The sequence below is a fragment of the Allochromatium palmeri genome, assembly GCF_009720725.1.
GTDB classification, from domain to species: Bacteria; Pseudomonadota; Gammaproteobacteria; order Chromatiales; family Chromatiaceae; genus Thermochromatium; species Thermochromatium palmeri.
The window spans coordinates 22,927-37,751 of the sequence record NZ_WNKT01000037.1 but is presented as its reverse complement, the minus strand read 5'-3'; the positions used below and the strand labels follow the sequence as shown (position 1 = coordinate 37,751).

Here is a 14,825-nt window from a genome sequence, read left to right as displayed (position 1 = left end):
GTTGCGATTCAGTGCCTCAAGCAACTCTTTATCGCTTTGGGCGTACGTTGGCATGGCAGGAGCCTCACAAGACAGTTACATGGAGCCTACAGTTTAGCCAACGCATCAGTTATGGTCGCACCCGCCCTTGGCTCGCGTGTTCGTCCAGCGAACCTTGTTCGATCGGGGCCTTTGCGACTACACTAGCCAAAACGCGAAAAAATCGCGTTATTTCTTGAAATATTGCAGATTTTCGATAATGCGTGACTACAAATTCAAACGCAGCGAATGGACCCCGCGTCGCAAGCGTCGATTCGGCCTGGGGACATTTTTGCGAATCCTGGCCCTACTGGCGGTGGCTGGAGCTGGTTACGCCATCTTCGACTATTTCGCCAATCGGCCGAATCACCCCAAGCAGGGCACGAACGCATCCTCACACATCATCCCACTCCAACTCCCCCCTCAACCCAACTGAGGGAGGACTGGGTGAAGGGCGTCGTTGGGCGCCTTCGTGAGGCTTCGCTCCTCAGAGCGTGTCGCCTCGATCAAGCCGAGAACGAGGAGCCACACCCACAGGTGGTGGTCGCGTTCGGGTTACGAATGACGAACTGTGCGCCCTGCAGCCCTTCCGTATAGTCGATCTCAGCGCCCATCAGATATTGCAGACTCATCGGGTCGACGAGCAGCTTGACACCATCGGTCTCGACTTCGGTATCTCCGTCCTGCACGTCCTCATCGAAGGTGAAACCGTACTGGAATCCAGAGCAACCACCGCCCTGGATATAGACGCGTAACATGAGTCCGGGATTGCCCTCACCGCGAATGAGTTCGGCCACTTTAGACGCAGCGGACGCAGTAAAGACAAGTGGTGCTTCGAGATCGGCTTCGACGTTCATCGGTTTCTCCGCAAGAACCCAGCCCGTTCGGGTCGGGTCAAAGACAGGACCGGGCATGCAGTGATGCTGACGCCCGGTAGCGACTGAATCCTGGTTTCCTGGGCCTCGAATCTAACCAAGGCTGAAACTGCTTAGGAATGAGACATGTGTCTGCCGCAGACGATGTTCAAGCAGACGAGACGATGGGATGATCGTTTGAGCCGACTCAAGGCAGCATGGCCAGAGCTTCCAGACCGAGCGTCTCATCGAGTCCAAACATGAGGTTCATGTTCTGCACCGCCTGCCCGGCCGCGCCCTTGACCAGATTGTCGATCACCGACTGCACGATGACGACCTCGCCCTGACACGCGACGGCGATGCGGCAGTCATTGGAGCCGCGCACCGAGCGGGTGTCCGGGCTGCCGCTGGTCATGAAGTCGACAAAGGGCTCGTCGGCATACCGCGACTGGTACAGGGAGGCGAGATCCAGACTGTCATCAGTCAGGCGCGCATAGAGCGTGGCCTCGATGCCGCGGATCATGGGCACCAGATGCGGAACGAAGGTCAGGCTGATGTCCAGTCCAGCGAAAGTTTGGAGATTCTGAGTGATCTCGGGCAGATGTCGATGCCCGCTGACCGAATAGGCTTTGAAGCTCTCGCCGACCTCGGCCATCAGCAGACTGGTCTCCGCCTTGCGGCCCGCGCCGCTCACACCCGACTTGGCATCGGCGATCAGCCAGGACGGATCGATCGCGCGCTGTTCGAGCAGGGGCAAAAAGCCCAGAGTCACGGCAGTTGGATAACAGCCCGGGTTGGCGATGAGACGCGCCGCACGAATGGCATCGCGATTGATTTCGGGCAGACCGTAGACGGCCTCAGCGAGCAGCTCCGGGCAGTGATGCGGCATCCCGTACCAGCGCTCCCAGAGCGCGGGATCCTTCAAGCGGAAATCGGCGGCCAGATCGATGACGCGCGTGCCGCGTTCGAGCAGCTCGGGTACGGATTTCATCGCCGTGCCATTGGGCGTGGCGAAGAAGACCAGATCGCACTCAGCCAGGGCGCCGGTATCCGGCTCGCTGAAACAAAGATCGAGATGACCGCGCAGATGCGTGAACATCTCGGCCACCGGCACGCCCGACTCGCTTCGCGAGGTGATGACGGCGAGCGTGGCCTGGGGATGACGCGCCAGTAGACGCAGCAGCTCGGCCCCGGTATAGCCCGTACCGCCGACGATTCCGACTCGGATCATGCTTGATGGACTCCAGCGTCGATCAGGAGCAGCCGCCGCCTGAGGACGAGCCGCAGCTGCCGCAGCCGCCGCCCATCTGGGGCAGGTTGTTGAAGATGAAGGTGGCGTTGCCGTCGCCCTGATCAACGAAATCGATCTCCACACCGCGCAGATATTCGAGCGTGCCATCGTCGACGACGACTTTGAAGCCGTTGAAGGCCAGCACGCCGTCGTCTTCGTTGATGACGTCGGTGAAGGTCATGCCAAAACTGACACCGCTACAGCCACCGGCGGTGGCGAAGACGCGCACACCCTGCACGCTGTCGTCGATCTGTTGGAACAGGTCGCTCATCTTGGTCTGAGCCGGCTCGGTCAGTGTCAGGTCCGCTTCGGTGATCGCCAGGGACATGGGAGGAATCCTCTCAAAAATACGTGAGATACACGCGAAAAATCAGCGCGGGAGCGTAGCAGAAAGCCGACCGCGAATGCCAGCGTAAAATGCACGGTATTAGAGATCGAGCTGTGACTGCGCCCTGAGCCTAGCCAGGTGGCGTTCGGCATCGACCAGATGCTGCCCCCAATGCTGCCTGTAGCCCAGCGCCCAGACCGCCATTGCAGTGTTAGGGTCCAGCTCGAACAGCGTCAGACCATGCTTGAGCTCGCAATAGATGTCGGTGAGATCGTCGGCGAGGCTGCCGGTCATGGCGGCCATGCCTTCGGCCACAGAGTCGAATTCGAGCCAGTAGGCGTCGCGATCGGCCAGCAGGGCGCGCAATTGGCTGAAGAGTTCGAAACGCGCGTCCAGATCGACTGGCTCTGGCCGATCACCGGGAGGCGGCTCGGCGGCGACAAGCGAGCTGACGCCGGCGTGCAACCTCGGCAGTAACTCGGCGATCCGCGCGAGCCAGACACCGCGATGTGTCGGGTGTGTCTCGATGAGTTCACAGTAACGCCTGGCGAGTCTGGCCAATTCACGATTGAAGCCAGTCTCCAGAACCCGAGTGGGAGATGTGATGGCGTCCATGCCAAGGAGTGTAGTCGAGAAAAAATGACTTGGCCGGATCGGCGTCTACGGCGTGGCCTTCCATGGCCTCGAATCATCATCGAGGCTGCATCGGCTCAGAGCATAACCATCTCGAAATCATCCTTGCCGACGCCGCATTCAGGGCACTTCCAGTCGGCGGGGACATCTTCCCATTTAGTGCCGGGCGCGATACCGTCATCCGGCCAACCCTGGGCTTCGTCGTAGATCAGCCCGCAAACGAGACATTGATAGGTATTCATGTACGGTTATAGCTCTCTGAGCCTGAGTAAATTCGGCGCCTGCCCGACGCATGCACTGGCGAAGCGCCCGATGACCTGGCCGACAGAATCGGGGCATGGTCGAGCAGTTCAAGCCACGGCTGGTGCCTGGGGTACGCCATGATGGATATCCAACGCCCCGATCGGCCGCTCGTGCTCTGTGTGGGCGGGCACGATCCGAGCGGCGGGGCCGGCATCCTCGCCGATGCCGAGGCGGTGCAGGCCGCGCGCGCCTTTCCGCTGACCGTGATCACGGCACTGACCGAGCAGGATACCTGTGGGCTGGCTCGAATCCATCCGCAACCCGCCGAGCAGATCGAGGCGCATTGCCAACGTCTGATGAACGACAGTCCGCCTGATGCACTCAAGATCGGTCTGATTGGTGGCGCCGACATCGCCCGAATGCTGGCACGACTCATCGACGAACGTCCACGGACTCCAGTCGTTCTGGATACCGTGCTGGCGACAGGGGCGGGTCAGTCAGTCGCCGACAGCGCCCTGCTCGAAGAACTGCGCGGCGCGCTCGTTCCGCGTTGCACGCTAGTCACGCCGAATCTGCCCGAAGCGCGCGCCCTGACCGGTGCCAGCGCGCCGGAGGACTGTGCCGAGCGTCTACTCGGCGCTGGCGCGCCCTGGGTGCTGATCACGGGCACCCATGACGCGACCGAGGCCGTCACCAACCGGCTCTTTGGTGCAGATGGCGAACGCCATGCCTGGGACTGGCCGCGTCTGCCCGGTGAGTACCACGGTTCAGGCTGCACCCTGGCCAGCGCCATCGCCGCACGCTTGGCGCATGGGATGACGCTGGTGCAGGCCGTCGAGTCGGCTCAGAGCTATACCTGGAAGACGCTCGAACGGGCCTTGCGCACGGGGCGCTGCCAACTGACGCCCAATCGGCTCCATGATTAGGGCATTGAACAGCGATATTTGGAGATCATGCCGATGAGTTCCGTCGTTGAACTATATGAAGCACTGAGCACTGCCCCCGATGATCGCACCCGAGCACGGGTGATCGCCGAGGCGTTCGAGCGGCTGGAGGATCGCTATCCGCATCTGCCCGAACTGGCCACGCAGGGGCATGTGCGCGAGTCCGAGCTGCGGTTGCAAAAAGAGATCGAGCAGGTGCAGGCGAATCTCAAACTCGAGATCGAGCAGCTACGCTCCGAACTTAAGCGCGACATCGAGCAGCTCCGCTCCGAACTCAAACTCGATATCGCGCAGGTCAAGATCGATCTGCTGAAATGGCTCGTCCCCCTGATGTTCGCTCAGGTCGCCGCGATCGCCGCACTCGTGAAGTTATTGTGACCGAAACAGCATGACCAAAACTTCGTTCCAGGGACTCTACGCCATCACGCCCGATGCACCGCTGCCGATCGCGACGCTCGTCGATCAGGTCGGCGCGGCTATCGCCGGCGGGGCGCGTGTGATCCAGTATCGCGACAAGATCCATACGCTAGACGAGCGCCGCCGGCGCGCTGCGGCCCTGCTCGCCTTCTGCCGTACAGCCAGCGTGCCGCTCATCATCAACGACGAACTCGATCTGGCGGTCGAGCTGGGCGCCGACGGCGTGCATCTCGGCCGCGACGATCCGGACCCGCGCGCCGCACGCGAACGGCTCGGTGAAACCGCCATCATCGGCGTCTCCTGCTACGACCAGCTCGCGCTGGCGGCAGCCGCTGCAGCCGCCGGCGCCAGCTATGTCGCCTTCGGCAGCTTCTTCGCGTCGACGACCAAACCCAAGGCCGTGCGCCCTGATCCCGGCCTGCTGACCGAAGCCCGCCGCCGGATCGCGTTGCCATTGGTTGCGATCGGCGGCATCACGCCACACAATGGCGGGCCTTTGATCGCGGCGGGGGCCGACATGCTCGCGGTCGTCACGGGTGTCTTCGCCCAACCCGACATCACCGCCGCCGCCCGTGCCTATACCAACCTGTTTCCGAAGGAGACCCATTGAGATGAGCCGATCCCACGACCTTTTCGCCGCCGCACAGCGTCACATCCCTGGCGGCGTCAACTCGCCGGTGCGGGCGTTCCGCGGAGTGGGCGGCGACCCGGTGTTCTTCGAGAGCGCCGCCGGTCCCTATGCCTTCGATGCCGACGGCCAGCGTTATATCGACTATGTCGGCTCCTGGGGTCCGATGATCCTCGGTCATGCCCACCCCGAAGTGCTGGCCGCTGTGCGCGAGCGGCTCGACAAGGGGCTGTCGTTCGGCGCGCCGACCGAACTCGAAACCGTCATGGCCGACAAGGTCTGCGAACTGGTGCCGAGCATGGACATGGTGCGCATGGTCAGCTCGGGCACCGAGGCGACCATGAGCGCGCTGCGTCTGGCGCGCGGCTATACCGGGCGCGACAAGATCGTCAAGTTCGAGGGCTGCTACCATGGGCACGCCGACTCGCTGCTGGTCAAGGCCGGCTCCGGCGCGCTGACGTTCGGTGAGCCCAGCTCGCCCGGCGTGCCGGCGGCGCTGGCTGAACTCACCATCACCCTGCGCTACAACGATATCGATCAGGTGCGCGAGACCTTCGCTGAGATCGGCTCCGAGATCGCCTGCATCATCGTCGAGCCGGTCGCCGGCAACATGAACTGCATCCCGCCGGTGCCGGGCTTCCTGGAAGGTCTGCGCGAGGTCTGCGACCAGTACGGCGCGGTGCTGATCTTCGACGAGGTCATGACCGGCTTCCGCGTCGCGCTCGGCGGTGCTCAGGCACACTACGGCATCAAGCCCGACCTGACCGCGCTCGGCAAGGTCATCGGCGGCGGCATGCCGGTCGGCGCCTTCGGCGGCAAGCAGGAAATCATGTCGCGTCTGTCGCCGCTCGGTCCGGTCTATCAGGCTGGCACGCTGTCCGGTAATCCCATTGCCATGGCCGCCGGTCTCAAGACCCTGGAGCTGATCTCAGCGCCCGGTTTCTACGACCAGCTCGCCGCCAAGGTCACGACCCTGATGACGGGTCTCAAGGAGCGTGCAGCGGCGGCAGGCATACCGCTGACCACCAACCAGGCCGGCGGCATGTTCGGGATCTTCTTCACCGATCAGCAGGTGACGAACTACGAGCAGGCCACCGGCTGCAATCAGGAGCAGTTCAAAGCCTTCTTCCACGGCATGCTGGAGCGCGGTGTCTATCTGGCACCCTCGGCGTTCGAGGCAGGCTTCGTCTCCATCATGCACACGGATGAGCATATCCAAGCGACGCTCGACGCAGCGGCCGAGACCTTCGCGGCCATCGCCGCAGACTGACTGGAGCGCTGAGAACCGTTCGGTCAAGTACTATCCCAAAGGTGTCCCTTGGGATAGTCATGTCCCAGGGGTCACCCATCACCTGTTGTGCCACCATCGGAGAACGACAAATGGGCTACCAAACCCTCTACGACCGCTCGATGCAGGATCCATCGGCCTTCTGGGCCGAGGCGGCCGAGCTGATCGACTGGGATCGACCCTGGGACCGGGTGCTGGACGATTCCAATCCACCCTTTTACCGCTGGTTCCAGGGCGGCCAGCTCAATACCTGTTACAACGCTGTCGACCGCCATGTGAAGGCCGGACGCGGCGATCAGGCGGCGATCATCCACGACAGTCCGGTCACGGACTCGAAGACCATCATCACCTATGCCGAGTTGCAGGATCAGGTCGCACGCTTCGCCGGGGTGCTGAAGTCGCTCGGTGTGGCCAAGGGCGATCGGGTCATCATCTACATGCCGATGGTGCCCGAGGCACTGGTGGCCATGCTCGGCTGTGCGCGCATCGGCGCCATCCATTCGGTAGTCTTCGGCGGTTTCTCGGCGCATGAATTGGCCACCCGCATCGACGACGCCAAGCCCAAGGTCATGGTCGCCGGCTCGTGCGGCATCGAGACCAACCGCATCGTTCACTACAAACCCCTGCTGGATTCGGCCATCGATCAGGCCGCGCACAAACCGGCGCACTGCGTCATTCTGCAACGTCCGCAGGAGCTGGGCGTGCTGATCGAGGGGCGCGACCTGAGCTGGTCGGAGGCCATAGCCGACGCCGAACCCGCCGACTGCGTCCCGGTCGAGGCGACCGATCCGCTCTATATCCTCTACACCTCGGGCACCACGGGCCAGCCCAAGGGTGTGGTGCGCGACAATGGCGGTCACGCGGTCGCCATGGCCTGGAGCATGCGCCATGTCTACAATGTCGAGCCGGGCGAGGTCTTCTGGGCCGCTTCGGACGTCGGCTGGGTAGTCGGACATTCCTATATCGTCTATGCACCGCTGCTGATGGGCTGCACCACTATCGTCTACGAGGGCAAGCCGGTCGGTACCCCGGATGCCGGTGCGTTCTGGCGTGTGATCCAGGACCATCAGGTCTCGGTGCTCTTCACCGCGCCCACCGCCTTCCGCGCCATCAAGCGCGAAGATCCCAAGGCCGAACATCTCAAGCACTATGATCTCAGTTGCTTGCGCGCGCTCTTTCTGGCCGGCGAGCGCTGCGACCCGGACACGCTCGAATGGGCGCAACGCACGCTCGGCGTACCCGTGATTGATCACTGGTGGCAGACTGAGACCGGCTGGGCCATCGCCGCCAACTGTCTGGGCATCGAGCCGCTGCCGGTCAAGCCCGGCTCGCCGACCCGCGCTGTGCCCGGCTACGACGTGCGCGTGCTCGACGACGCCGGCGAGCCGGTCCAGCCGGGCGACATCGGGCGCATCCTGATCAAGCTGCCGATGCCGCCCGGTTGTCTGCAAACGCTCTGGGGCAATGACGCGCGTTTCGTGCAGTCCTATCTCTCCACCCAGCCCGGCTACTATCTGACCGGGGATGCGGGTTACATGGACGAGGACGGCTACATCTTCGTCATGAGCCGGATCGACGACATCATCAATGTCGCCGGGCATCGGCTGTCGACGGGCGGCATGGAAGCGGTGCTGGCCTCACATCCGGATGTGGCCGAGTGCGCCGTCATCGGGGCGGCGGATCAACTCAAGGGCGAGCTGCCGCTGGGTCTGGTGGTACTCAAGTCGGGTGTCGATCGCGACAAGAAGACGCTGATCAAGGAGCTGGTCGATCTGGTGCGCGATCAGATCGGCCCGGTGGCGGCCTTCAAGACGGTGGCCGTCGTCGAGCGTCTGCCTAAGACCCGCTCAGGCAAGATCCTGCGCGGGACCATGAAGGCCATCGCCGACGGCAAGGATTACAACCTGCCGGCCACCATCGACGATCCAGCCATCCTCGCCGAAATCCAGGCGGTCCTGGAAAGCATCGGCTACGCCAAGCATTAAGGCCGATCGGCCATGAGTGCGGTCTTAGCGGCGCGGTCTGAAACCGTGCCGCTAAGATCCAAGCGAGCGGCCGCTTAGAACGCCTCTCCAGGCACACGCACCCAACCTTCCATGATCACCCGCGCGCTGCGGCTCATGATGGCCTTGGTCACGGTCCAGTTGCCATCGACCTGTTTGGCCTCCGCACCGACCCGTAACGTACCCGAGGGATGACCGAACCGCACAGCCGTGCGCTCGCCACCGCCAGCGGCGAGATTGACGAGCGTTCCAGGGATCGCCGCCGCCGTACCGATGGCTACCGCCGCCGTGCCCATCATGGCGTGATGCAGCTTGCCCATCGAAAGCGCACGCACGCACAGATCGATCTCGCTGGCCGCGACCGGCTTGCCGCTGGAGGCGACATAGTCGGCAGGCAGAGCGACGAAGGCGACCTTGGGCGTGTGCTGACGGGTTGCCGCCTCGCTGACGTCCTTGATCAGCCCCATGCGTAGCGCGCCCTGGGCGCGGATGGTCTCGAACATAGCCAGCGCCTTAGGATCGCCGTTGATGGCCTCCTGTAACTCGGTGCCGGTGTAGCCGATCGCCTCGGCATTAACGAACACGGTCGGGATGCCGGCATTGATCAGGGTCGCCTTGAGCGTGCCCAGGCCCGGCACGTCGAGATCATCGACCAGATGGCCGGTCGGAAACATCGACCCGCCGCCCTCCCCGTCGCCTTCGTCGGCCGGATCAAGGAATTCGAGCTGGATCTCAGCGGCCGGGAAGGTCACTCCGTCGAGTTCGAAATCACCCGTCTCCTGCACCGCACCAGCGGTGATCGGCACCTGGGCGACGATGGTCTTGCCGATGTTGGCCTGCCAGATGCGCACCGTGCAAATCCCATTCTCGGGGACGCGCTCGGGATCGATCAGGCCATGGCTGATGGCGAAAGGGCCGACAGCCGCGGAGAGGTTGCCGCAGTTGCCGCTCCAGTCGACGAAGGGCGTGTCGATCGAGACCTGCCCGAACAGATAGTCGACGTCATGACCGGGCCGGGTGCTCTTGGACAGGATGACGGTCTTGCTGGTGCTGGAGGTCGCCCCACCCATACCGTCGATCTGCTTGCCGTAGGGATCGGGGCTGCCGATGACGCGCCGTAGCAGCGCATCGCGCGCCGCGCCCGGCACCTGGCAGGACTCGGGCAGGTCGTGCAACCGGAAGAAGACACCCTTGCTGGTCCCGCCGCGCATGTAGGTAGCGGGAATCTTGATTTGGGGTACCTGACTCATGACGGCCGATTCCCCTCCAGGAAGTCCTGGGCGAAGCGTTGCAACACGCCGCCGGCCTCGTAGATCGAGACCTCCTCGGCGGTGTCGAGCCGACAGGTTACGGGCACCTCGACGCGCTCGCCGTTCTTGCGCTGGATGACCAGGGTCAGATCAGCGCGTGGTTGACGCGCGCCAATGACGTCATAGGTCTCAGTGCCGTCGATGCCGAGCGTTTTGCGGTTCACGCCCGGCTTGAACTGCAAGGGCAGCACACCCATGCCGATCAGGTTGGTGCGATGAATGCGCTCGAAGCCCTCAGCAACGATGGCCTCCACGCCCGCCAGACGCACGCCCTTGGCCGCCCAGTCGCGCGAGGAGCCCTGACCATAGTCGGCACCGGCGATGATGATGAGCGGCTGCCGGCGCTCCATGTAGGTCTCGATCGCCTCCCACATGCGCATGACCGTGCCGTCCGGCTCGACCCGCGCCAACGAGCCCTGCTTGACCTGTCCATCGACCACAGCCATCTCGTTGATGAGCTTGGGATTGGCGAAGGTGGCACGCTGAGCGGTCAGGTGGTCGCCGCGATGGGTCGCATAGGAGTTGAAGTCTTCCTCGGGCAGTCCCATGCGCGCCAGATATTCGCCGGCGGCACTCTCCAGCAGGATGGCGTTGGACGGCGACAGATGATCGGTGGTGATGTTGTCCGGCAGCACGGCCAGCGGACGCATGCCCTTGAGCGTCCGCTCACCGGCCAGCGCGCCTTCCCAGTAGGGCGGACGGCGGATGTAGGTGCTCTGCGGACGCCAGTCGTAGAGCGGGCTGACCCGCTCGCCACTCGCGGCGGAGACGGCAAACATCGGCTCATAGACCTGACGGAACTGCTCCGGCTTGACACTGGCAGCGACGACGGCGTCGATCTCCTCGTCGGTCGGCCAGATGTCCTTCAACCGGATCTCACGGCCATCGACGACAGCAAGCACATCCTTCTCGATGTCGAAACGGATGGTGCCGGCGATGGCATAGGCCACGACCAGCGGCGGCGAGGCCAGGAACGCCTGCTTGGCATAGGGATGGATACGGCCATCGAAGTTGCGATTGCCCGAGAGCACGGCGGTCGCATAAAGATCGCGGTCGATGATCTCCTGCTGGATTTTTGGATCCAGGGCGCCGGACATGCCGTTGCAGGTGGTGCAGGCGAAACCGACGATGCCAAAGCCAAGCTGTTCCAGCTCCGACAGTAGCCCGGCCTGCTCCAGATACATGGGCACGGTCTTGGAGCCGGGCGCGAGCGAACTCTTGACCCAGGGCTTGCGCGTCAGACCGAGCCGATTGGCGTTGCGCGCCAGCAACGCCGCCGCGATGACGTTGCGCGGGTTGCTAGTGTTGGTGCAGCTGGTGATGGCGGCGATGATGACCGCGCCATCCGGCATCTGGCCGGACACCTCCTCCCAGGAACCGGCGATGCCCTTGGCGGCAAGATCAGCAGTGGCCACACGCGCATGCGGATTGGAGGGACCGGCGAGGTTGCGGACCACGCTCGACAGGTCAAAGCTCAGGGTGCGCTCGTACTGGGCGTTCTTCAGACTCTCGGCCCAGAGTCCGGTCTGCTTCGCATAGGTCTCGACCAGCTTGACCTGCGCGTCGTCGCGGCCGGTGAGCCGAAGGTAGTCGATGGTCTGACCGTCGATGTGGAAGAGCGCGGCGGTGGCACCGTACTCGGGGCACATGTTGGAGATACTGGCACGGTCGCCGATGGTCAGTGCCGCTGCACCCTCGCCATGGAATTCGAGATAGGCGCCGACGACCTTCTCCTTACGCAGGAACTCGGTCAGGGCCAGCACCACGTCGGTGGCGGTGATGCCCGGCTGCGGCCGGCCTGTCAGCTCGACGCCGATGATCTCAGGCAGTCGCATCCAGGAGGCACGGCCCAGCATCACGTTCTCAGCTTCCAGTCCGCCGACGCCGATGGCAATCACACCCAGCGCGTCGACATGCGGGGTATGGCTGTCGGTGCCGACCAGGGTATCCGGAAACGCCACGCCGTCCCGAGCCTGGATCACCGGACTCATCCGCTCCAGATTGATCTGGTGCATGATGCCGTTGCCGGCTGGAATCACGTCGACATTGTCGAAAGCGAGCTTGGTCCACTCGATGAAGTGGAAGCGATCCTCGTTGCGCCGATCTTCGATGGCGCGGTTCTTGGCGAAGGCGTCCGGATCGTCGCCGCCGCACTCGACCGCCAGCGAGTGGTCGACGATGAGCTGCACCGGTACCACGGGGTTGACTTTGGCCGGATCGCCGCCTTGATCGGCGATGGCATCGCGCAGACCAGCCAGATCGACCAGCGCGGTCTGACCCAGGATGTCGTGACAGACCACGCGCGCCGGAAACCAGGGAAAATCGCGTTCGCGCTGGCGCTCGACGATCTGCCGGAGCGAATCGTCCAGGATCGCTGTGTCACAGCGCCGGACCAGGTTTTCGGCCAGAACACGCGCGGTATAGGGAAGGCTGTCATAGGCGCCGGGCGCGATCGTCTCGATCGCGGCGCGGGCGTCGAAGTAGTCCAGATTGGTTCCAGGTAGGGGTTTGCGATTGGTGGTATTCATCGATGCTCTAATTCTTTGATTTCAAATAGCCAGCCCGCTCCAAACAAGCCGACTGCGACGGCGACTGAATCCAGCGGCACGCGCCACGGGCGGCATTTGTTATGACAAGATGCGGCTTGGTCGTGGCTCAATCGTGTTTTTCAGGGATATGCACCAGCTTGATGAAGCGGGCCTGGAGACCGCGTGCCCAGGCCGGCTGCGGCCAATTCCAACCGATCACGACTCCGATCGCGATGCCAATCAATATCTGAACCATGTGCGTTTCCTCTTGTTTGGCGTTGAAGGCGAGCGCGCTGTCCGAGCAGACACCGGACACCCGATTATCCCATAGCGTCCAGGCACGCCTTAATACAATAAAATCAATTCTTTAAGTTAGGCGCTTGAACACTGATCACATCTGATCTTCGATCTGCTCTTCAAGACGAAAGCCGAAAATTTCGAGCATGATGCCAGTGATGGCTCCACCGAGCACCCCGCCCAGCAAGCCTGGCGGGATATCATTCAGGACATGCGTGATCACTTCCTGAGTCCGCATGTCCAGCACGGTGGTCGTGGTGTTACCCAGGATCCAGATGCTCCCGGCCACGACGGCCGCGATCAGACCGGCCACCAGCGGCGCGGAAACCACACCGGGCAGCCAGGCGACACCGAGCTTGACCAGCCAGTGCTCGAAGATCTCAAAGAAGACCCCGGCCAGCGCAACCACGCCAGCAGCCAGCACGAACACACTGACAGGCTCATCCAGAAACCACAACAGCAGGCTCAACACGCCGCCCGCCAAAGATCCGGAGATCAGGCCGGTGAGTGTCTCGGCCAGCGGGCGGCTGCTACCTGTTACCATCCAGGAGTAGAAGGCTCCGGCCACCACGCCCGCTCCGGCGGCGAGACTGGCGATCATCAACAAGTCGATATCCTGTCCGATAACGACCAAATAGCCGATCGAGGCCAGAACACCGGCCATGGAGCCTACCAACGCGACCGGCATCGCGCTATAAAAGGCCGTGGTCGTCATGGACGCGGCGGCGGTGGCGACGATCAGCGGCAGCCATCCCGTCAGACCCAGTACCAGCAGGATCTGATGCAGACCGGCAAAGAGCGCGCCGAAGAGTGCTCCAGCAAATCCCCACACCAGAAGCGCCAGAATGATCGCGGTAAAACGGTCCTTGGATTGCATGATTGAATACCCGGCGATGTTGAACGGCACTCCGACTCGATGGAACCCTTGTTATCCGGCTCCCCCACGAACGATGGACCAGGGCGCGCGTCACGCGATCGAGTCTATAACGCGCGCCAAGCGAGTATCACCGCTCGTCATGACCTACACTAACCTCTTCCATGGTTTCGGACATTTCGGACATTGATGCGCCGCATGTATCAGTCCCCACTCAACGGCAGTAAACGCAAGATCGATGGCGTCATGCGCGTCTACTATGACGGCTATTGGATCAAATATTATGAACCGCCACCCGACAGTTTCGAGGTTCGGCGCCAGCTCATACAGGCGCTCACGCGACGCCTCTTCAATCATGTCGAGCACGGCATCAACATCCCCGGCTCGCGGCTCAAGGAAGCGCGCGCCGCCTATGAGGCTGAGACCGACACCGAACGCAAGCGCGTCAATGGGGCCATGCTGGCCGGGGCGCTCTTCAACCGCGCCGCCGATATTTTCCACAGTCTAGTGGATCTGCAAACGGCCGGGGTCGAGATCCCACCGGATCACACCCTGATGCGCGAGTGCGGGCACTGTCTGATCGAGGCGCTCGAACTCGGCAAAATGGTTCGCCATCGCGGCGGCGACGAAGGCATCGACGAACTCTGGGGCGAGCCGTTCAAGGCGTTCTCCATGCCCATCGAAGCGTTCTATTCGAGCCGCTATCTCAAGATCGCCATGACCATGCACGACATCGACCGCATCACGGCGGCCATGAAGGACACCTTCGCCGGCAGCCGTCAGATCATTGGTCTGGATGTACGGCTCGATGAGCTCAATGTCACGGCCAAGCGCAAGTGCGAGATCCTGCGCACCGACCCGGAGGTCTTCGATGTCTGGCCGACCTATGTCGTCGCCAGTGACCGTGTGCGCAACCACGATCCACTCATTCCCGCCATGTACGAAGCCGTCGACGTGCGCGAGGCGGTTGAGGGCACGCGACTGCTGCGCGACGGAACCGATCTGATCAGCTTCATCGTGCGCGCGCGCGTGCCCATGCCCAAGAGCACCCGTGAATACATCGACCGTTGCCAGCAATTCAGACGCGCCTATATCGAACCGCGTCTGAACGGCGCCCGACCAACGCCAGACGCGTATCAGGGTTAAGTCACGGGTCTACGCCGCAGGCC

At 62.9% G+C, this 14,825-nt stretch carries 15 protein-coding genes; 6 read left to right on the top strand and 9 right to left on the bottom strand.

Annotated features, from left to right (window positions below):
• Positions 1-524 precede the first annotated feature (524 nt).
• From erpA to GJ668_RS14820, 5 genes are all read right to left on the bottom strand, one after another.
• Complete coding sequence (erpA, locus tag GJ668_RS14840; protein ID WP_155450915.1) at positions 525-875, bottom strand: iron-sulfur cluster insertion protein ErpA; 351 nt, start codon at positions 873-875, stop codon at positions 525-527.
• A gap of 205 nt (positions 876-1,080) precedes the next feature.
• Complete coding sequence (gene argC, locus GJ668_RS14835) at positions 1,081-2,103, bottom strand: N-acetyl-gamma-glutamyl-phosphate reductase (RefSeq protein WP_155450914.1); 1,023 nt, start codon at positions 2,101-2,103, stop codon at positions 1,081-1,083.
• Positions 2,104-2,125: 22 nt separating this feature from the next.
• Complete coding sequence (locus GJ668_RS14830; RefSeq protein ID WP_155450913.1) at positions 2,126-2,491, bottom strand: HesB/IscA family protein; 366 nt, start codon at positions 2,489-2,491, stop codon at positions 2,126-2,128.
• A 99-nt stretch (positions 2,492-2,590) separates the two neighbouring features.
• Positions 2,591-3,106 (bottom strand): DUF5063 domain-containing protein, encoded by a 516-nt coding sequence (locus GJ668_RS14825; protein WP_155450912.1) that lies wholly within the window; start codon positions 3,104-3,106, stop codon positions 2,591-2,593.
• Between the two features lie 95 nt (positions 3,107-3,201).
• Complete coding sequence (locus GJ668_RS14820) at positions 3,202-3,366, bottom strand: rubredoxin (protein WP_155450911.1); 165 nt, start codon at positions 3,364-3,366, stop codon at positions 3,202-3,204.
• A gap of 138 nt (positions 3,367-3,504) precedes the next feature.
• On the opposite strand from GJ668_RS14820, the gene thiD reads away from it, so the two are divergent.
• The 5 genes from thiD (at position 3,505) to GJ668_RS14795 (ending at position 8,629) form a co-directional block, all read left to right on the top strand.
• On the top strand, positions 3,505-4,293 hold the full coding sequence (gene thiD / locus GJ668_RS14815) for a bifunctional hydroxymethylpyrimidine kinase/phosphomethylpyrimidine kinase (protein WP_155450910.1): 789 nt from the start codon (positions 3,505-3,507) through the stop codon (positions 4,291-4,293).
• 33 nt (positions 4,294-4,326) lie between these two features.
• On the top strand, positions 4,327-4,689 hold the full coding sequence (locus GJ668_RS14810) for a DUF1640 domain-containing protein (protein ID WP_155450909.1): 363 nt from the start codon (positions 4,327-4,329) through the stop codon (positions 4,687-4,689).
• Positions 4,690-4,699: 10 nt separating this feature from the next.
• Positions 4,700-5,338, top strand: coding sequence for a thiamine phosphate synthase (gene thiE, locus GJ668_RS14805; RefSeq protein WP_155450908.1), 639 nt, complete (start codon positions 4,700-4,702; stop codon positions 5,336-5,338).
• 1 nt (position 5,339) lies between these two features.
• Entirely contained in the window at positions 5,340-6,626 is a 1,287-nt protein-coding gene (gene hemL / locus GJ668_RS14800; protein WP_155450907.1) for a glutamate-1-semialdehyde 2,1-aminomutase, read from the top strand.
• Positions 6,627-6,736: 110 nt separating this feature from the next.
• Complete coding sequence (locus GJ668_RS14795) at positions 6,737-8,629, top strand: propionyl-CoA synthetase (RefSeq protein WP_155450906.1); 1,893 nt, start codon at positions 6,737-6,739, stop codon at positions 8,627-8,629.
• A gap of 74 nt (positions 8,630-8,703) precedes the next feature.
• On the opposite strand, the gene prpF is transcribed toward GJ668_RS14795, so the two are convergent.
• The 4 genes from prpF to GJ668_RS14775 form a co-directional block, all read right to left on the bottom strand.
• A complete protein-coding gene (gene prpF, locus GJ668_RS14790) occupies positions 8,704-9,897 on the bottom strand; it encodes a 2-methylaconitate cis-trans isomerase PrpF (protein WP_155450905.1) in 1,194 nt (397 codons plus the stop codon).
• A complete protein-coding gene (gene acnD / locus GJ668_RS14785) occupies positions 9,894-12,485 on the bottom strand; it encodes a Fe/S-dependent 2-methylisocitrate dehydratase AcnD (protein WP_155450904.1) in 2,592 nt (863 codons plus the stop codon). Before acnD ends, prpF begins: the two co-directional genes overlap by 4 nt.
• Before the next feature lie 127 nt (positions 12,486-12,612).
• Entirely contained in the window at positions 12,613-12,801 is a 189-nt protein-coding gene (locus tag GJ668_RS14780; protein WP_155450903.1) for a hypothetical protein, read from the bottom strand.
• A gap of 75 nt (positions 12,802-12,876) precedes the next feature.
• Positions 12,877-13,689 (bottom strand): spermidine synthase, encoded by an 813-nt coding sequence (locus tag GJ668_RS14775; RefSeq protein WP_343032227.1) that lies wholly within the window; start codon positions 13,687-13,689, stop codon positions 12,877-12,879.
• A gap of 165 nt (positions 13,690-13,854) precedes the next feature.
• Here GJ668_RS14775 and GJ668_RS14770 point away from each other — a divergent pair, with 165 nt between their 5' ends.
• Complete coding sequence (locus GJ668_RS14770) at positions 13,855-14,802, top strand: hypothetical protein (RefSeq protein ID WP_155450902.1); 948 nt, start codon at positions 13,855-13,857, stop codon at positions 14,800-14,802.
• The last annotated feature ends 23 nt before the right edge of the window (positions 14,803-14,825 follow it).